A 19608-nucleotide genomic window follows, 5' to 3' on the forward strand; every position below is an offset into this window, starting at 1 on the left:
GCTCCCCGCCGTCGCGCATCATGGATGCCATGCCCGAAGGAGACACCGTCTGGCTGACCGCCCACCGCCTGCACAGCGCGCTGGCCGACCGCGTGCTGACAAGATCCGATCTGAGGGTGCCCCGGTTCGCCACGGCGGACCTCACCGGCCGGACCGTCCTGGACGTCACCCCGCGCGGCAAACACCTCCTCACCCGTATCGAGGGGGGCCTCACACTGCACTCGCATCTGCGGATGGACGGTTCCTGGCAGGTCTACGGGACCGGTGAGCGCTGGCGCGGCGGTCCCGCGCACCAGATCCGTGCCGTCCTCGGCAACGAGGCGTATACGGCGGTCGGTTACCGCCTGCCCGTCCTGGAGCTGCTCCGCACCACCGACGAGGAGCAGGCCGTGGGCCATCTCGGCCCCGATCTCCTCGGCCCCGACTGGGACCCGGACACAGCGGTGGCCAACCTCCTCGCCGACCCGGCCCGCCCCCTCGGCGAAGCCCTTCTCGACCAGCGCAATCTCGCCGGCATCGGCAATGTCTACAAGTCCGAGCTGGCCTTCCTGGCCCGCGTGACGCCCTGGCTCCCCGTCGGCGAGCTGCCCGCCGACACGCTCGCCCGTCTCGTGGCCACCGCCCAGCGGCTCCTCGATGCCAACAAGTCCCGTCCCGAACGAGTCACCACGGGCCGCCGCGGCCCTGGGCAACGGCTGTACGTCTACGGTCGTGAGGGCCGGCCGTGTCCGCGCTGTGGCGCCCCGGTGCGCAAGGCCGACCAGGGGGACGGCAGCCGCGAGCGCCCCACCTACTGGTGTCCGCGCTGTCAGGCGGGCCCAACTGATTGACGGTCCGTCAGATCCGGTCGTACGGTCCGCTCATGGGCCTCTCGGCGTACGACCTCAGCGGCCGGACCGCGTTCGTCACCGGAGCCGCGGGCGGCATCGGCCGCGCCTCGGCCGTCCTGCTCGCCGCGGCGGGGGCCGTCGTGCACTGTGCCGACATCGACGAGAAGGGCCTCGCCGAGACCGCGTCCCTGATCCGCGGCACCGGCGGCACCGCCGTCACCCACACCCTCGACGTCACCGACCGGTCGCAGGTCAGGTCCGCTGTCGCCAGCACGGGAGGACTCGACATCGTGGCCGCGATCGCGGGAATCATGCACACCAGCACGGTGCTCGACACCCGGGACGAGGATCTCGACCGTGTCCTGGCGGTCAACTTCAAGGGCGTGCTGTACACCTGCCAGGAGGCGGCCCGCGCCATGATCGCCTCGACCGGCCGGCAGGACGATGGACCGCGGCCACGCGACATCGGCGAAAGCCGCAGCCGCGGCTCGATCATCACCATGGCGTCCGGAGCCGTCGACGCGGCCCAGGCGGGGCTCCTCTGTTACAGCGTGGCCAAGGCGGCAGTCGTCCAGCTCACCAGGACCCTCGCGACCGAGCTCGGGCCGCACGCCGTCCGCGTCAACGCGGTGGCCCCCGGGTGGGTCCGCACCCCCATGACGAACCGTCACGAGGCTGGGACACAGCAGCAGATCGAGGCGGGGCTCATCCGGATGTCGCCGCTGCGCCGCGTCGGCGAACCGGAGGACATCGCACACTCGGTGCTGCATCTGGCGTCCGACGCCTCGTCGTTCACGACGGGTCAGATATTCCGTCCGAACGGCGGCGTCGCGATGCCCTGGTGACGCCTCGGGCCGCCGAGACATGGACGGGCAGCAGGCTGAGCCCCCAACCACCCGCCGCCACCGCCCCCTCGAGGACCCCCGCGTGCTCCGGTACAAGAGCCAGCCGAAGGACGGCCCACCACCACACCGCGCCCGCCACGAGCCCGAGCAGCGCGACGGGCACGAGAACCGCTGTGCGTATCGCCATGCCGCCTCCTCCGGGCCACGCTAGCGGGGCGGGCACGATCGCCGGGAGGGCGCACGGGTGGCGGCGCCCGGCGCTCGAACGGCCGCGTCCGCCCGGCCGACCGGCACCGGGAGCCGCCAAAACCCCTCACCCGATGCCCTCATCCGCGCGCACCGCGGGCGCGGCATCGCGAACTCTCCGAGCCCCGCCGCCCGTTACACGGACTCCGCCTGGAACATCCACGCGTGCTTCTCCAGGTCGGCCGTCAGGCCGATCAGGATGTCCTGGCTCACGGGGTCCGGCTTCTCCGTCGCGTCGATGCGTTCCCGCATCCGGCCGATGACCGCGCCCAGCGCGTCGACCAGGGTCCGCACCGCGTCCACGTCCTTGATCCAGCCGTCCGGCACGGATCCGATCGCGCTCTGCGCGGCCACCGTCGAGGCCCGCCCGTCCGGCGTCACACCGATCGCCGACGAGCGCTCGGCCACCGTGTCGGAGTGCTGACGCGCCGTGTCGACGACCTCGTCGAGCTGCAGGTGGACCGACCTGAAGCGCGGACCGACCACGTTCCAGTGGACCTGCTTGGCCACCAGGGCCAGATCGACCAGATCGACCAGCGCGCCTTTCAGCGCGTCGCCGACCGTCTTGAGATCGGCCTCGGACAGAGGGCTCTTCACGACAGACATGCGTGTCCTCCCTTGGAGTACGCGACTACGCTCCACGATCGCACAACTACACAAAAGCGTCATTCGGGGGCAAGAAGAAGGCCCCGACCGGTACTCGCGTACCACTCGGGGCCTGCCTCAAACCCAGTCGTGCAGTGCCTTACGGATCAGGCGGCGACGACGTCGACCGCTTCCGTGGGCGCCTTGATCGTCACCCGCTCCGTCGGCACTCCTGCCACCGACGTCACGGAGACGGAATTGAGCATCGGGCGTACCGGTGCGGGCACCGGCTCGGTGGCGGCTGCCGACTCGGCCAGTTCGGCCAGAGACAGCTCGTCGCTCACCTCACGCATGAGCTCGGACATCCGTACGTCAAGCGCGTCGCAGATGGCGGAGAGCAGCTCGGAGGATGCCTCCTTCTGCCCCCGCTCCACCTCGGAAAGATAGCCGAGCGAGACTCGGGCGGACGAGGAGACTTCGCGCAGAGTACGGCCCTGGCGTTGGCGCTGCCGACGCAGCACGTCACCAAGCAGGCGACGGAGCAGAATCATCGGTGGCTCCCTCCTCGGACCGCGTAGCCGCATCCTTCTCGCCCCACCGTACCGCCTCGTGCCGCGGCCGTGCGGGGAGCGATGTCGTGTTCACTCAGGGCTGCAAACATCAAGTCCCCCCGTTCTGTTCCGTATCCTGTGTCCGCGCATTCCCGTGAAGTTCGTCAGAGAGCAGGTCAAGCACTCTGCGTACACTCTCTCTACGGATTTCCTCCCGGTCGCCGTTCAACCGCAATGCGGCCACTTTCCCGGCTCCGGAAGGTCCCGAAACGGCAACATAGACCGTACCGACCGGCTGTCCGTCCTGCGGTTCGGGGCCGGCGACACCGGTGGTCGCGATGCCCCAGACGGCGTCCAGACGGCCCCGTACACCGGCCGCCATCTGCGCCGCCACCTCGGCGTCGACCGCGCCGCGCTCCGCCAGAAGGGTTCCGTCCACGCCCAGCAGATCCCTCTTCAGGGTGGTCGCGTAGGCCGTCACGGACCCCCGGAAGGACTGGGAGGCTCCTGGCACCTCCGTCAGCTCCGCGGCCACCAGGCCGCCCGTGAGGGACTCGGCGACGGCCAGCGTCTCGCCACGCTCCGCAAGCAGCGCCAGCACACGAGCCGCCGTGTTCACCGTTCCGCGCCCTCGGCCCCGGTCCCCGCCGCCCGGGCCGCGCGCTCCTCCGCGAGCCCCTTGCGCCTCAGGACGATCGCCTGTCGCACGTAGTCGAGACCGGTGAGCACCGTCAGAACGACCGCGAGCGCCATCACCCAGAAGCGCAGGGTCGCCAGCGGACCGGTCAGCGCCAGCACGTACATGCCGACCGCGGTGCCCTGCGCGAGCGTCTTCATCTTGCCGCCGCGACTGGCCGGAATGACTCCGTGCCGGATCACCCAGAACCGCATGAGCGTGATTCCGAGCTCGCGGAAGAGGATGACGCCGGTCACCCACCACGGCAGGTCGCCGAGAGCCGACAGGCAGATCAGCCCGGCCGCCATGATCGCCTTGTCGGCGATGGGGTCGGCGATCTTCCCGAAGTCGGTGACCAGGTTGTACGTCCGTGCCAGATGCCCGTCGAAGATGTCCGTGATCATGGCGACGGCGAACGCCGCCCAGGCCCACGCACGCCAGGCGGGGTCGTAGCCGCCGTCCTGGAGCATCAGCACCACGAAGCCCGGCACCAGCACCAGGCGCACCATGGTCAGGATGTTGGCGATGTTCCACAGGCTGGCCTGGTTGACGGCCGCAGCGCCCAGCTTGCCGCCGGGCGCCGGCCTCCCGGGGCCGCCCGCAGCGGATGCCGGCACTCCGGTCATCTGCCCGCCTCCTCGCCGAGACACTGCGCGACCAGGTCGACGCCCTCCGTACCCAGGACCTTCGCCTCGACCATCCGGCCGGGCGCCAGGCCGTCGGGGGAGGTGAAGAGCACCTGGCCGTCCGTCTCCGGTGCCTGGTGCGCGGCACGCCCCACGGCGCCGTCCTCGTCGTCCACGCTTTCGACGAGTACTTCGAGGGTCTCACCCATCCGCTCCTCGGCGCGCTGCGCCGTGAGCTCCTCCGCGAGTCTCGACAGGTGCCCGAGCCGCTCGGCGATGACTTCGGCGTCGAGCTTGTTGTCGTAGGAGACGGCCTCCGTGCCCTCCTCGTCGCTGTAGCCGAAGACGCCGATGGCGTCGAGGCGGGCAGCACCCAGGAAGCGTTCCAGCTCGGCGAAGTCGGCCTCGCTCTCGCCGGGGAAACCGACGATGAAGTTGGACCGCACACCTGCCTGAGGGGCCTTGGACCGGATGGTCTCCAAAAGCTCCCAGAAGCGCTCCGTGTCACCGAACCGGCGCATGGCGCGCAGCACGCCGGGGGCGGAGTGCTGGAAGGACAGGTCGAAGTACGGGGCGACCTTGGGCGTCGAGGTGAGCACGTCGATCAGGCCGGGGCGCATCTCGGCGGGCTGCAGGTAGCTCACGCGGACGCGCTCGATGCCGTCGACGGCGGCCAGCTCGGGCAGGAGCGTCTCGAGGAGACGGATGTCGCCGAGGTCCTTGCCGTACGAGGTGTTGTTCTCGGAGACCAGCATGATCTCCTTGACGCCCTGCTCGGCCAGCCAGCGCGTCTCGCCGAGCACATCGCTCGGGCGGCGCGAGATGAAGGAGCCGCGGAAGGACGGGATGGCGCAGAAGGTGCACCGGCGGTCGCAGCCGGAGGCCAGCTTCACGGAGGCGACAGGGCTGGAGCCGAGGCGGCGGCGCAGCGGCGCACGCGGGCCGGACACCGGCGCGACGCCGTCGGGGAGGTCCTCGGGCGCCGGGGCGACGTCACCGTGGCCGGGCAGCGCCACCTCGGTGGCCTGCTGGCGCTCCACGGGGCTCAGCGGCAGCAGTTTGCGCCGGTCGCGCGGGGTGTGGGCCTCCACGCTGCCGCCGCTCAGGATGGTCTGGAGGCGGCTGGAGATGTCGGCGTAGTCGTCGAAGCCGAGGACGCCGTCGGCCTCGGGCAGCGCCTCGGCGAGTTCCTTGCCGTACCGCTCGGCCATGCAGCCGACCGCGACGACGGCCTGGGTACGGCCATGATCCTTGAGATCGTTGGCCTCCAGCAGGGCGTCGACGGAGTCCTTCTTGGCGGCCTCGACGAATCCGCAGGTGTTGACGACGGCGACATCTGCGTCGGAGGCTTCCTCGACGAGCTCCCAGCCGTCCGCTGCCAAGCGGCCTGCGAGCTCCTCCGAGTCCACCTCGTTACGGGCGCAGCCAAGAGTGACGAGGGCGACGGTACGGCGTTCGGGCATGGGCTCAAGACTACTTTGTCCCGGCCCGCGCCCCTGCCCCGAGGGTTCTCCGTACCGTCGGCCCCCCGTCGTGCCCGTGGGCCGGGCGCTCCCCGGGCCGGTCAGCCGGCCGCGGGGTCGCCCTTGGTGTAGGACAGCCGCTCGACGCCGCCCATCTCGAAGTCGTCCTCGACCTTCTTGCCGTTGACGAACAACTCGATCGCGCCCGCGTTGCCGAGGATCAGATCGACGCGCTCGTCGTCCTGGAAGGTCTTGGACTCCCCCTTGAGCAGGGTGCCGTCGAAGAGCAGCTTGCCGTTGTGCGACTTGGCGGAGATCCAGCTCTTGTCGTGGGTGGCGGAGAGCTTCACCGTGACCTTGTCCTTGGGCACCGCCGCGATGGCGCTGTCCGAGGGGTCCGGCTTGGGGTCGGCCGGCTTGGTCCCGCCCGCCTTCGTCGGGGTGGGCTTGGCCTCGGGCGCCGGACCCTCCGCGACCTGGGTGTCCTGGCCGTTGCCATCGCTGAAGAGCGTGAAGCCGGCGAAGCCGACCACGACGACGATGGCGGCCACCATGGCCGCGGTCCAGTTGGGCCGCCGTCGCTCGGGACGGATGCGTTCGGCTTCGAACAGCGGTGCGGCGGACGTCGGCGAAGGGCGCCCGCCGTGCTCGGCGTCGTACTGCTCGACCAGCGGTTCCGGATCGAGCCCGACGGCGCGCGCGAGCGTGCGGATATGGCCGCGCGCGTACACGTCGCCGCCGCAGCGGGAGAAGTCGTCCTCCTCGATCGCGTGCACGATGGGGATGCGCACCCGGGTGGAGGAGCTGACCTCGTCGACGGTCAGGCCGGCGCCGATACGCGCCTGCTGCAGGGTGTGACCGATCGACGGCCGGGCGTCTTCGACAGAAGGCCGGTTGTCTTCGGGGGAGTTGCCGATGGACACGGGGGCGCCTTTCGAGCGTGTAACCACCTGCTGGAGGTTCAGTCTATGGGTGGTACGAAAGGGTGGGGCAACCGGGCGGCGGGACTTTGTACGCCATCGGAATGGCCGCAGTTCCCAGGGGCGGAACACCGTTCTGTCCCTCCCTCCAACTTGACGTACGACCAAGGGAGACGGTTGCTCCCGAAACCCTTACGAGTGAGTCTCTCCCCGGATCACGGCGAGCACTCCATCCAATTCGTCCGGTTTCACGAGAACGTCACGCGCCTTGGACCCCTCACTGGGGCCGACGATGTTGCGCGACTCCATGAGGTCCATCAGCCGGCCGGCCTTCGCGAAGCCCACGCGCAGCTTGCGCTGGAGCATCGACGTGGAGCCGAACTGCGTGGAAACGACCAGCTCAGCGGCCTGGCACAGCAGGTCGAGGTCGTCGCCGATGTCCTCGTCGATCTCCTTCTTCTGCTTCGTGCCGACCACGACGTCGTCGCGGAAGACGGGGGCCATTTGGTCCTTGCAGTGCTGTACAACGGCCGCGACCTCTTCCTCTGTGACGAAGGCGCCCTGCATACGCGTCGGCTTGTTGGCCCCCATCGGCAGGAACAGCCCGTCGCCCTTGCCGATGAGCTTCTCCGCTCCCGGCTGGTCCAGGATGACCCGGCTGTCCGCGAGCGAGGAGGTCGCGAACGCGAGCCGTGAGGGCACGTTCGCCTTGATGAGGCCGGTGACGACGTCGACCGAGGGCCGCTGGGTCGCCAGTACCAGATGGATGCCGGCCGCGCGCGCCAACTGCGTGATGCGCACGATGGCGTCCTCGACGTCCCTCGGGGCGACCATCATCAGGTCCGCGAGTTCGTCGACGATGACCAGCAGGTACGGGTACGGCTGGAGCTCGCGCTCGCTGCCCTCGGGCGGCTTGACCTTGCCGTTGCGCACGGCCTGGTTGAAGTCGTCGATGTGCCGGTACCCGTAGGCCGCGAGGTCGTCGTAGCGCAGATCCATCTCGCGCACCACCCACTGCAGAGCCTCGGCGGCCCGCTTGGGGTTGGTGATGATCGGCGTGATCAGGTGCGGGATGCCCTCGTACGCGGTGAGCTCGACCCGCTTGGGATCGACGAGCACCATCCGGACGTCCTCCGGGGTCGCTCTTATCATCACCGAGGTGATCAGGCAGTTGATGCAGGACGACTTGCCGGAGCCGGTGGCGCCGGCGACCAGGACGTGCGGCATCTTGGCGAGGTTGGCCATCACGTAGCCGCCCTCGACGTCCTTGCCGAGCGCCACGAGCATCGGGTGGTCGTCCTCGGCAGCGTCCGCGAGGCGCAGCACGTCGCCGAGGTTGACCATCTCGCGGTCGGTGTTGGGGATCTCGATGCCGACCGCGGACTTGCCGGGGATCGGCGAGATGATCCGCACGTCGGGGCTCGCGACCGCGTACGCGATGTTCTTGGTCAGGGCCGTGATGCGCTCGACCTTCACGGCCGGGCCGAGCTCCACCTCGTAGCGGGTGACCGTGGGGCCACGGGTGAAGCCGGTGACGGCCGCGTCGACCTTGAACTCCATGAAGACGTTGGTCAGCGAGGCGACGACCGCGTCGTTGGCGGCACTGCGCGTCTTGCCCGGGCCGCCGCGCTCCAGCAGGTCCAGCGAGGGCAGCGCGTACGTGATGTCGCCCGACAACTGCAGCTGCTCGGCGCGCGCCGGCAGGGGCTGGGACTCCTCGGGCGCCGGCTTCGTCAGATCGGGTACGGAGCTCTTGGCCGCCGGCTTCTGCGGCTCCGGCCCGGCCTCCTCGGGCTCGCGCGCGGTGGGTACCTGCGAGGCCGCCCGCCGGCGCTCGGCGGTGACGTCGCGCGTGAGGTCGGCGACGAGCGGGGAGGGCGGCATGCCGTTCAGCACGGCTCCGTCGAGAGCGGCCGCCGCTGCCGCGGCGACGTCCACGGCGTCCATCTCGCGGCCCATGGCGGGCTGCACCGACGGCCGGCGCGGTCGTCTGCGCCGTTGGAGCGCCTCCTGCTCGGCGTGATCGGGGGCGTAGGCGTCGTCCTCGTCCGGGCGGCGCGCGGCGGAGCGACGCTGACGGCCGGGCAGGGACTCGCGCCACTGGTCGTCGAAGCTCTGGTCGTCGCGGGTGCCCTCATCGGGCTCGGGCGCGGCGTCGACCAGGCCGAGCTTGGAGCCGAGCAGGCGCAGGCGCTGGGGGATGGCGTTGACGGGAGTCGCGGTCACGACGAGCAGGCCGAAGACGGTGAGCAGCACCAGCAGCGGGACCGCCAGCACCTCGCCCATCATGAAGATCATCGGCTTGGACGCGGCCCAGCCGATCAGGCCGCCGGCGTCCTGCATGGCCTCGGTGCCGTCCCCGCGGCCGGGCGATCCGCAGGCGATGTGGACCTGGCCGAGCACGCCGACGACGAGCGCGGACAGACCGATCACGATCCGGCCGTTGGCGTCGGGCTTCTCGGGATAGAGGATCAGACGCACGCCGATCGCGCCGAGCAGCAGGGGGACGAGCAGATCGAGGCGTCCGAAGGCGCCCGTCACGAGCATCTCGACGAGATCGCCGACCGGCCCGCGCAGATTCGACCACGTGCCGGCCGCGACGATGAGCGCGAGGCCCAGGAGCAGCAGCGCGAGGCCGTCCTTGCGGTGCGCCGGGTCAAGTCCCTTGGCGCCACGCCCTATCCCGCGGAACATCGCGCCCACCGCGTGGGCGAGGCCGAGCCAGAGGGCGCGCGCGAGCCGGTACACGCCCCCGGTGGGGGACGGTGCGGGCTTGGGCGCAGCCGTCTTGCGGACCGCGGCCTTCTTCGCCGGTGCCCTTTTCGCGGGTGCGGACTTCTTCGCAGCGGTCTTCTTGGCGGGCGCCGCCTTCTTCGCCGCGCCGGTCGTACGGCCGGTCCGCGGCTTCGCGGTGCCCGCCGTGCCCTGGGCACCCTTGCCGGACGTACGTGAGGCCATGGTGGTGAGGTTACCGGTGTTGACGGCAGCGGACACGTGTGCCCACTGCTTCACCCGTTCGTGTCGTGCCTGGAGCGGCAGTGAACTGACGCTCCCTCAGGGGCTGGTGGCCTCTGCGGCGCCGCCCGCGACGAATCAGCTCTGGGACGGCAGCGTCGGCGCGCCCCCGCCGGTGCCGGGCTCCAGGGCGTCGAGCGCGCGGCGCAGCCCGGTGAGCTTGCGCTCGAGATGGGCGGCGGTCGCCACCGCCGCGGCGTCGGCGGAGTCGTCGTCGAGCTGCTTGGACAGCGCCTCGGCCTGCTCCTCAACTGCCGCGAGCCTCGCTGAGAGTTCCGCGAGGAGGCCGGCGGGCTCGCGGCTGCCGCCGGATTCGGCCTGGCCGGCGCCTTCCAGCTGGAGCCGCAGCAGTGCCGCCTGCTCGCGCAGTTGGCAGTTCTTCATGTAGAGCTCGACGAACACCGACACCTTGGCGCGCAGCACCCAGGGGTCGAACGGCTTGGAGATGTAGTCGACGGCACCTGCGGCGTACCCACGGAAGGTGTGGTGGGGGCCGTGGTTGATCGCGGTGAGGAAGATGATCGGGATGTCACGGGTCCGCTCACGCCGCTTGATGTGCGCGGCGGTCTCGAAGCCGTCCATTCCCGGCATCTGAACATCCAGCAGAATGACCGCGAAGTCGTCCGTCAGCAGCGCCTTGAGCGCTTCCTCCCCTGACGATGCCCGCACCAGTGTCTGATCGAGCGCGGAGAGGATGGCCTCCAGCGCGAGCAGATTCTCCGGCCGGTCATCGACCAGGAGGATCTTGGCCTTCTGCACCATGCCCCGTCCTCCTCGCCCCGGCATGGGGTCTCTCCGGCTCGAAGAGCCGGAGGACGCACCGGGCGCCGCCCCAGGGGACGACTCCCTTGCGTCGCCCGTCCTTGTGCCGGTCATCGTAGCCGCACCCCGCCCGTCGCCACACCCTGTCACCGTGATGTCACTGTGCACGCACCAAAAACGTGGGGGGAGACCGGATAGTTCCCCGTAAATCTCAGCCCCACACGCTTTCGAACGCGATCGATCAGCAACAACCTGTGATTCGGACGGGATCCGCTCACTTGGCGTTCATCCACTGCTCCATCACGGAGAGGAGATGGTCGGGATCGACCGGCTTCGTCACGTAATCCGATGCTCCGGACTCGATCGCCTTCTCCCGGTCCCCCTTCATCGCCTTCGCGGTCAGAGCGATGATCGGCAGACCCGCGAACTGCGGCATCCTGCGGATCGCCGTCGTCGTCGCGTACCCGTCCATCTCCGGCATCATGATGTCCATCAGTACGACTGTCACATCATCGTGCTGCTCCAGGACTTCGATGCCCTCACGGCCGTTCTCCGCGTACAGCACGGACAGGCCGTGCTGCTCGAGCACGCTCGTCAGAGCGAACACGTTGCGGATGTCGTCGTCGACGATCAGCACCTTCTCGCCGTCGAACGCGAACACCCGCCGCTCCTCGGCCCCCTCCTGCCCGGCCGTCGCATCGACCCACGCCTGCGCCTCCCCGGACTGTGCCTGACGCCCGCTCCTCGCGTTCAGAGCCTTACGGCGCCGGCGCAGCAGCGCCGCCGGCCCCACGGAGGGCCCGGCCGGACGCGAGGGAGCGGTCCGCGCCTGTGCGCCCACGTCCTCCGCGTCCATCTCCTCGTCCTGCGCACCGCCCGTCCCGGGCTCGAGCTGCGGGTACCCGTGCGGCGGCAACTCGGTCGGCTGCAGCGGCAGGTACAGCGTGAACGTGGAGCCCCGGCCCGGCTCGCTCGCCGCGTGGATCTCGCCGCCGAGCAGCCGCGCGATCTCCCGGCTGATCGACAGCCCCAGACCCGTACCGCCGTACTTCCGGCTGGTCGTGCCGTCCGCCTGCTTGAACGCCTCGAAGATCACCCGCATCTTGCCGGCCGCGATCCCGATACCCGTGTCCGTCACCGAGAAGGCGATCAGATCCGCGTCCGCGTCCCGCAGCGAGCCCGCCTCCAGCAACTGCTCCCTGATCGACTGCGGCACATCGGCGCCGGCCGGCCGGATCACCAGCTCCACGGCGCCGCTGTCGGTGAACTTCACCGCGTTCGACAGGAGGTTGCGCAGCACCTGGAGCAGCCGCTGCTCGTCGGTGTGCAGCGTCGCCGGCAGCTCCGGGGAGACCCGGACCGAGAAGTCGAGCCCCTTCTCCGCCGTCAGCGGCCGGAACGTGGCCTCGACGTAGTCGACGAGCTGCACCAGCGCGATACGCGTCGGGCTGACGTCCATCTTGCCCGCCTCGACCTTCGACAGGTCGAGGATGTCGTTGATCAGCTGCAGCAGATCGGAACCGGCGCCGTGGATCGTCTCCGCGAACTCCACCTGCTTCGGCGAGAGATTGGCGTCCGCGTTGTCCGCGAGCAGCTTCGCGAGGATGAGCAGCGAGTTGAGCGGCGTCCGCAGCTCGTGCGACATGTTCGCGAGGAACTCCGACTTGTAGCGCATGGAGACCGCGAGCTGCTCCGCCCGCTCCTCCAGCACCTGCCGCGCCTCCTCGATCTCGGTGTTCTTCACCTCGATGTCGCGGTTCTGCTGTGCCAGCAGCTCGGCCTTCTCCTCCAGCTCGGCGTTGGACGCCTGGAGCGCCTTCTGCCGGTTCTCCAGCTCGGCGGAGCGCTCGCGCAGCTGCTCCGTGAGCTCCTGCGACTGCTTCAGCAGCACCTCGGTCTTGGTGTTGACGCTGATCGTGTTGACGCTCGTGGCGATCATCTCGGCGATCTGGTTCAGGAAGTCCCGCTGGATCTGCGTGAACGGCTGGAACGACGCCAGCTCGATGACGCCGAGGATCTTCCCCTCGAACAGCACCGGAAGGACGATCACATAAGCCGGCGACGCCTCACCGAGCCCCGATGAGATCTTCAGGTAACCCGGCGGCACATTGACCTGGATCGTCCGCTTCTCCTCCGCCGCCGTACCGATCAGGGTCTCCCCCGGCCGGAACGACGTCGGCATCAGCCCTGCCGAGTAGCCGTAACTGCCACGCATGACCAGCTCGTACGACTCGCCGCCGTCCGGCACCTCCTGGCCGCTGCCCGTCGGCATCGCCAGGAAGAACGCACCGTGCTGCGCCGAGACGACCGGGGTGAGCTCGCTCATGATCAGCGAGGCCACGTCGTCCAGGTCGCGCCGGCCCTGCATCAGACCGGAGATACGCGCCAGGTTGCCCTTCAGCCAGTCCTGCTCCTCGTTGGCGAGGGTGGTGTCGCGCAGATTCGCGATCATCGTGTTGATGTTGTCCTGGAGGACCTGGATCTCGCCCGCCGCGTCCACGTCGATCTTCAGGTTCAGATCGCCGCGGGTCACCGCCGTGGCGACGGCGGCGATGGCGCGCACCTGCCGGGTCAGGTTCCCGGCCATCTCGTTCACCGACTCGGTCAGGTCGCGCCAGGTGCCGTCGACGTCCCGCACCCGCGCCTGGCCGCCCAGCTGCCCGTCGGTGCCCACCTCACGGGCCACGCGCGTGACCTCCTCGGCGAACGACGACAGCTGGTCGACCATCGTGTTGATCGTCGTCTTCAGCTCCAGGATCTCGCCCCGCGCATCGATGTCGATCTTGCGCGTGAGATCGCCCTTCGCGATGGCGGTGGTGACCGTGGCGATCTGCCGCACCTGGCCGGTGAGGTTGGAGGCCATGGAGTTCACCGACTCGGTGAGGTCCTTCCAGGTGCCGGATACGCCCGGCACGTGCGCCTGACCGCCCAGCCGCCCGTCGGTGCCCACCTCACGGGCCACGCGGGTCACCTCGTCGGCGAAGGACGACAGCGTCCGCACCATCGTGTTGACCGTGTCCGCGAGCTCGGCCACCTCGCCGCGCGCCTCGACCGTCACCTTCTTGGTCAGGTCACCGTTGGCGACCGCCGAGGAGACCCGCGCGATGTTGCGCACCTGGTTGGTCAGGTTGTTGGCCATCAGGTTCACGTTGTCGCTGAGGTCCTTCCAGATGCCGGTGACGCCGCGCACCCGCGCCTGGCCGCCCAGCACACCTTCCGTACCCACCTCGCGGGCGACCCGCGTCACCTCGTCCGCGAAGTCCGACAGCTGGTCGACCATCGTGTTGACCGTCGTCACCAGCTCCAGGATCTCGCCCTTGGCGTCGACGGTGATCTTCTTCGACAGGTCGCCCTTGGCGACCGCCGTCGTGACCTCGGCGATGTTGCGCACCTGGCTCGTCAGGTTGTTCGCCATGAAGTTGACGGACTGCGTGAGGTCCTTCCAGGTGCCGGAGACGCCCTGCACCTCCGCCTGGCCGCCGAGGATGCCCTCGGTGCCCACCTCGCGGGCCACCCGGGTCACCTGCTCCGCGAAGTTGGAGAGCTGGTCAACCATCGTGTTGAGCGTGTTCTTCAGCTCCAGGATCTCGCCGCGCGCGTCCACGTCGATCTTCTGCGACAGATCACCGCGCGCCACCGCCGTCGCGACCTGGGCGATGTTGCGCACCTGGCCGGTGAGGTTCTCGGCCATGCCGTTCACCGAGTCCGTCAGATCGCGCCACACGCCGGCCACGCCGGGCACCTGCGCCTGACCACCCAGCCGCCCGTCGGTGCCCACCTCGCGAGCCACCCGGGTCACCTGCTCGGCGAACGCGGAGAGCTGGTCGACCATCGTGTTGATGGTGTTCTTCAACTCCAGGATCTCGCCGCGCGCGTCCACGTCGATCTTCTGCGACAGATCGCCGCGCGCCACCGCCGTCGTCACCTGGGCGATCTGGCGCACCTGGGACGTCAGGTTGCCGGCCATGAAGTTGACGGAGTCCGTCAGCTCCTTCCACGTACCGCTGACGCCGTCCACGCGGGCCTGCCCGCCGAGCCGGCCCTCGGTGCCCACGTCCCGGGCCATCCGCGTGACCTGGTCGGCGAACGAGGACAGCTGCGCCACCATGGTGTTCACGGTGTTCTTCAGCTCGAGCATCTCGCCCGCGACGTCGACCGTGACCTTCTGCGACAGGTCACCGTTGGCCACCGCCGTCGTCACCTGCGCGATGTCCCTCACCTGCCCGGTGAGGTTACGGAACGCGGTGTTCACCGAATCGGTGAGGTCCTTCCACGTGCCCGCCGCACCCGGCACCTCGGCCTGCCCGCCCAGCCGGCCCTCGACGCCGACCTCCCGGGCCACCCGGGTCACCTCGGAACCGAACGACTGGAGCTGGTCCACCATGGTGTTCACGGTGTTCTTCAGCTCGAGCATCTCGCCCGCGACGTCGACCGTGACCTTCTGCGACAGGTCACCGTTGGCCACCGCCGTCGTCACCTGCGCGATGTCCCTCACCTGCCCGGTGAGGTTACGGAACGCGGTGTTCACCGAATCGGTGAGGTCCTTCCACGTGCCCGCCGCACCCGGCACCTCGGCCTGCCCGCCCAGCCGGCCCTCGACGCCGACCTCCCGGGCCACCCGGGTCACCTCGGAACCGAACGACTGGAGCTGGTCCACCATGGTGTTCACGGTGTTCTTCAGCTCGAGCATCTCGCCCGCGACGTCGACCGTGACCTTCTGCGACAGGTCACCGTTGGCCACCGCCGTCGTCACCTGCGCGATGTCCCTCACCTGTGTGGTCAGGTTGCGGAAGACGGTGTTCACCGAATCGGTGAGATCCTTCCACGTGCCCGCCGCACCCGGCACCTGCGCCTGACCGCCCAGCAGTCCCTCCGCGCCGACCTCGCTGGCGACCCGCGTGACCTCGTCCGCGAACGTCCGCAGCGTCTCGGTCATCTGGTTGATCGTCTCGGCGAGCTGCGCCACCTCGCCCCGCGCGCTGACCGTGACCTTCTGCGACAGGTCACCGTTGGCCACCGCCGTGGTCACCTCGGCGATGCCCCGCACCTGGGACGTCAGGTTGCCGGCCATCGTGTTCACCGAATCGGTGAGGTCCTTCCACACACCGGCCACACCCGGAACGGTCGCCTGACCGCCCAGCTCACCCTCCGTGCCCACCTCGCGCGCGACCCTCGTCACCTCGGAGGAGAAGGACTGGAGCTGGTCCACCATCGTGTTGACGGTGTTCTTCAACTCCAGCATCTCGCCCGCCACATGGACGGTCACCTTCTGCGACAGGTCACCCTTGGCGACGGCCGTCGTGACCAGCGCGATGTCCCGCACCTGAGCGGTCAGCCGGTACGCCATGGTGTTGACGGAATCCGTGAGGTCCTTCCACGAACCGGACATTCCGCGCACTTGTGCCTGGCCGCCGAGCTTGCCCTCGGTACCCACCTCCAGTGCGACCCGCGTCACTTCGTCGGTGAACGCCGACAGCTGGTCCACCAGGCTGTTCACCGTACGAGCGACCTTCAGGAACTCGCCCCGCAGCGGCCGCACCGTGCCGTCCTGGCCGTCGGTCGACTGCGAACGCAGCTCCATGCGCTGGTCCAGATCGCCCTCGGCGACCGCCGACAGCACACGGCCGACCTCGGAGACGGGCCGCGCGAGGTCGTCCACCAGCTCGTTGGAGGCGTCGATGGCGGCGGCCCACGAGCCCTCGCAGGCCCCCGTCTCCAGCCGTTCTGTGAGCTTTCCCTCGCGACCGACCATCCTGCGGACGCGCGCGATCTCCCCGGTGAGATGCAGATTACGGTCGGCGACCTCGTTGAAGACCGCCGCGATCTCGGCCATGACGCCGTCGCCGGACACCGTCAGGCGACGCCGGAAGTTCCCGTCGCGCATCGCCACCAGAGCCGACATCAGCCTGTTCAGAGCCGCTGTGTCGACTTCGGTTGTCCCATTGTTCCGGGACCGTCCGCCTTTCGCGCGCGCATCCTTGCCACGCGCCGCCACGCCAGACTCCACCGTGTCCCTCCCGCAGGGGTTGACCGTACTGCCCGGGCTTACTCAAGAAGCCTGCCCAGTGTTTCACCATGCCGGAACCAGGCCATAACAGTTCGGCAGCTTCGCATAGCGTCCCCACCCCCGGAGGGCGGAAACAGCCGTAACCGGCATCCGCTCGGACAGCGAAGGTAAGTAACCTGGCATCCGGCTGTCCAACCGCCCCGGTCCGCCCGGCGGGGGCGGTGCGGTGCATCTACGACCACCGGGCACGGGGAGGGGCAAGCCGATCATGGCAGAGCCGGGCGTCGAGACGCGTACGAGGAGTTCTGTGATCACCGCGCGGGCGGCCGCCAGCTTCGACCCCGTCGGGCGGTCCGTCGCGACCGCCCGTGCCTTTGTCCGCGACACCCTCCAGGGCTGGGGGCACTCGGACGTCGTCGACGACGCCGTGGTCCTCACCAGTGAGCTCGTCACCAACGCCGTCGTCCACGCGGGCACCTCGGCCGACGTCCTGTGCCTGCGCAGCGAGGACGGCGTCCGGATCGAGGTCGCCGACCGCTACCCGGAACGCGAGATCCCGATCCAGGGCAGCGGCCGTCACTTCGGCAGCCCCGACCGGGAGAACGGCCGCGGCCTGCTGCTGTGCGCCGCACTCGCCTCCCGATGGGGCGTCGAGTACACGCCCACCCACAAACAGGTCTGGTTCCAACTCGACCTCCCGCAGCGCCCGGTGGGCACCCGGTCGGCCGGCCCCGCCCTCCCCACGGCCGTGCTCCCGGTCGCCGACGAACGGGTGCGCGTGGCCGTGACCCAGATCGACCGCAGCGGGTCGATCGTCGTATGGAACGAGGACGCCGAGCGCCTCTTCGGCTACCCGTCGGAACAGGTCATCGGCAAACCGCTCACCGACTTCGCCGCCTGGCCGCACACTCCCGGCATCGGCACGGGCATCGCCGAAGCACTGCAACTCTCCCGCTGGGAAGGCAGCTACGGCATCCGCGGAACGGACGGCCGCGTCGTTCCCGTTTACGCCTCCCACCTGCGGGTACGCGACACGAAGGGTGAGCCGTCCACGGTCTGTCTCCTCGTACGCGACGACGAGCGGGCCATTCTGCAGACCCCTCACCGCACTCCGGGCTCCGACCACGGCTCCGAGAACCGCGCGACCGACCCGTTCGAGGTCTTCATCGGCTCGCCCGCCCCGGACGATCTCGACGGCCTGCTCCAGCGCACCGTCGAACGGGCCCGGGACATGCTCGACGGCGACGCCGCCTTCCTGCTCCTCGCCACCGACGACGAGACCGAACTCGAAGTACGCGCCACCACCGGACTCCCTTCGGCACGCCAGCGCTTCGCCCGCGTCCCGGTCGAGGCCGGCACGGGCCGCTACGGCTCGGCGCGCATGCCCGCCGTCCACGAGGACCTCACCGCCGTTCCCGGCGCCGTACCTCTCCTCAACTCCACCGGCATGCGCTCCGTCGTCACCGTCCCGCTCAAGGTCGAGGGCCGGCTCACCGGCTCCCTCGGCGTCGCCGCCGAATCCGCGGGCCGCTACACCAACGAGGAGGCGCTGCGCCTGCAGTTCGCCGCCGACCGCATCGCCCTGGCCGTCGAGTCGGCCCGCCTCGGCGAACTGGAACGGCTGCGACGCGGCTCCCTGTCCTTCCTCGTCGAGGCGTCCGACCTGCTCGCCGGCACTCTGGACCGCGACCAGACCCTGGCCCTGATGGCCCAGATGACGGTCCCCACCCTCGCCACCTGGTGTGCGGTCTACACGATCGCCGACCAGTCGTCGGAGCCGTACCTCAGCTATGTGCTCCACGAGGACGAGGACCGCATCGACGGTCTCAAGGCCCTCCTGTCCAGGATCGATCCCCCGGACCCCGTACCGACACCGGGCGCCCGCGTGTGGAACGCACCGGCCGAGACCGCACAGCGCGCCGCTCTGCTCGCCTCCAAGCGCGAACTGGGCCTCGGTTCCACTCCGCCCGTCTCCTCCGGCATCGGCACGACGCTGGCGACGGCCGCCGCCGTCGGCGGCGAGACCGTCGTTCTCCCGCTCGTCGCGAGGAACCGCGTCATCGGCATGCTCACGCTCGGCAAGCCGTCCGACGACCACTTCCGCCAGGAGATCCTGGAACTCGCCGAGGACCTCTCACGCCGGGCCGCTCTCGCGCTCGACAACGCACGCCTCTACTCCGAGCGCATGGCGATCAGCCAGTCCCTGCAGCGCAGTCTGCTGCCGCCCGAACTGCCGCAGATCCCGGGCGTCGAGGTCGAGGTCATCTACCGCGCCGCCGGCGAGGGCAACGAGGTGGGCGGCGACTTCTACGACCTCTTCCCGATCCGCGACGGCGTCTACGGCTTCGCCATCGGCGACGTCTGCGGCACGGGCCCGGAGGCCGCGGCCGTCACCGGCCTCGCACGCCACGCCCTGCGGCTGCTGGCCCGTGAGGGCTTCGGCGGCCCCGCGGTGCTGGAGCGGCTCAACGCCGCCATCCTCGACGAGGGCGCCCGCAGCCGATTCCTCACGCTGCTGTACGGGGAGTTGTGGCCGCAGGAGGACGGCAGCGCCGTCCTCAAGGTCGTGTGTGCCGGCCACCCGATGCCGCTGCGCCTGCGCCAGGACGGCACCGTGGAGCCGGCGGCAGACCCTCAGCCGCTGCTCGGCGTGATGGACGACCTGGAGCTCTACGAGCAGGTCGTGACGCTGGATCCGGGCGACGTCCTGCTGTGCGTCACGGACGGTGTGACCGAGCGCCGCGAGGGCACGCGCATGCTGGGCGACGACGGCCTCGCCGACGTCTTCACCGCGTGCACGGGCCTGACGGCGGGCGCGGTGGCGGCCCGGGTGCTCAGGGCGGTCGAACGCTTCGCCGCGGAACCGGCATCGGACGACATGGCGATCCTGGCGATGCGCGTCCACGAGCCGCACCAGGACTGACCGAACGCAGAAGGCCCCCCGCCGTGACGGCGGGGGGCCTTCTTGATTGCGGAGCCCCCAAACGGAATCGAACCGTTGACCTTCTCCTTACCATGGAGACGCTCTACCGACTGAGCTATAGGGGCCTGTTGCTTTCGCGGTGTTCCCCGCGGCAACGAG

General features: G+C 69.8%; 13 protein-coding genes and 1 tRNA gene. 3 read left to right on the forward strand and 11 right to left on the reverse strand.

What is annotated here, in order from left to right; all coding sequences use genetic code 11:
* Positions 1–29 precede the first annotated feature (29 nt).
* Both HW130_RS23770 and HW130_RS23775 read left to right on the forward strand, forming a co-directional pair.
* Positions 30–830, forward strand: coding sequence for an Fpg/Nei family DNA glycosylase (locus tag HW130_RS23770; RefSeq protein ID WP_177151706.1), 801 nt, complete (start codon positions 30–32; stop codon positions 828–830).
* A gap of 32 nt (positions 831–862) precedes the next feature.
* Positions 863–1675 carry an SDR family NAD(P)-dependent oxidoreductase gene (locus HW130_RS23775; RefSeq protein ID WP_305737807.1) on the forward strand — a complete coding sequence of 271 codons (813 nt, stop codon included), beginning with the start codon at positions 863–865 and terminating at the stop codon, positions 1673–1675.
* Here HW130_RS23775 and HW130_RS36150 read toward each other — a convergent pair.
* The 10 genes from HW130_RS36150 to HW130_RS23820 all read right to left on the reverse strand — a co-directional run bounded on the left by HW130_RS36150 (position 1623) and on the right by HW130_RS23820 (position 16271).
* Entirely contained in the window at positions 1623–1862 is a 240-nt protein-coding gene (locus HW130_RS36150) for a hypothetical protein (RefSeq protein ID WP_256356283.1), read from the reverse strand. The two genes, HW130_RS23775 and HW130_RS36150, sit on opposite strands and share 53 nt — an antisense overlap.
* A gap of 194 nt (positions 1863–2056) precedes the next feature.
* Complete coding sequence (locus tag HW130_RS23780) at positions 2057–2527, reverse strand: Dps family protein (protein ID WP_177151708.1); 471 nt, start codon at positions 2525–2527, stop codon at positions 2057–2059.
* Between the two features lie 146 nt (positions 2528–2673).
* Complete coding sequence (locus HW130_RS23785; protein WP_177151709.1) at positions 2674–3057, reverse strand: helix-turn-helix domain-containing protein; 384 nt, start codon at positions 3055–3057, stop codon at positions 2674–2676.
* A 109-nt stretch (positions 3058–3166) separates the two neighbouring features.
* The gene (locus tag HW130_RS23790; RefSeq protein WP_177151710.1) at positions 3167–3676 is read right to left on the reverse strand and encodes a CinA family protein; all 510 of its coding nucleotides are present in this window, start codon (positions 3674–3676) and stop codon (positions 3167–3169) included.
* On the reverse strand, positions 3673–4359 hold the full coding sequence (gene pgsA, locus HW130_RS23795) for a CDP-diacylglycerol--glycerol-3-phosphate 3-phosphatidyltransferase (RefSeq protein WP_177151711.1): 687 nt from the start codon (positions 4357–4359) through the stop codon (positions 3673–3675). Before pgsA ends, HW130_RS23790 begins: the two co-directional genes overlap by 4 nt.
* Positions 4356–5822, reverse strand: a complete 1467-nt coding sequence (rimO, locus tag HW130_RS23800) for a 30S ribosomal protein S12 methylthiotransferase RimO (RefSeq protein WP_177151712.1) — start codon at positions 5820–5822, stop codon at positions 4356–4358. Before rimO ends, pgsA begins: the two co-directional genes overlap by 4 nt.
* A 101-nt stretch (positions 5823–5923) precedes the next feature.
* Positions 5924–6745 carry a helix-turn-helix domain-containing protein gene (locus tag HW130_RS23805; RefSeq protein ID WP_177151713.1) on the reverse strand — a complete coding sequence of 274 codons (822 nt, stop codon included), beginning with the start codon at positions 6743–6745 and terminating at the stop codon, positions 5924–5926.
* A gap of 189 nt (positions 6746–6934) precedes the next feature.
* Complete coding sequence (locus HW130_RS23810) at positions 6935–9700, reverse strand: DNA translocase FtsK (protein ID WP_218183897.1); 2766 nt, start codon at positions 9698–9700, stop codon at positions 6935–6937.
* Between the two features lie 135 nt (positions 9701–9835).
* Positions 9836–10519, reverse strand: coding sequence for a two-component system response regulator (locus HW130_RS23815; protein WP_177151715.1), 684 nt, complete (start codon positions 10517–10519; stop codon positions 9836–9838).
* Positions 10520–10793: 274 nt separating this feature from the next.
* Positions 10794–16271, reverse strand: a complete 5478-nt coding sequence (locus tag HW130_RS23820; RefSeq protein WP_375256577.1) for a HAMP domain-containing protein — start codon at positions 16269–16271, stop codon at positions 10794–10796.
* A gap of 523 nt (positions 16272–16794) precedes the next feature.
* Here HW130_RS23820 and HW130_RS23825 point away from each other — a divergent pair.
* Complete coding sequence (locus HW130_RS23825) at positions 16795–19449, forward strand: SpoIIE family protein phosphatase (protein WP_177151716.1); 2655 nt, start codon at positions 16795–16797, stop codon at positions 19447–19449.
* Positions 19450–19501: 52 nt separating this feature from the next.
* Here HW130_RS23825 and HW130_RS23830 read toward each other — a convergent pair.
* A tRNA-Thr gene (locus tag HW130_RS23830) sits at positions 19502–19574 on the reverse strand.
* Between the last annotated feature and the right edge of the window lie 34 nt (positions 19575–19608).

It is taken from the genome of Streptomyces sp. PKU-EA00015 (assembly GCF_013387495.1).
Lineage (GTDB): Bacteria > Actinomycetota > Actinomycetes > Streptomycetales > Streptomycetaceae > Streptomyces.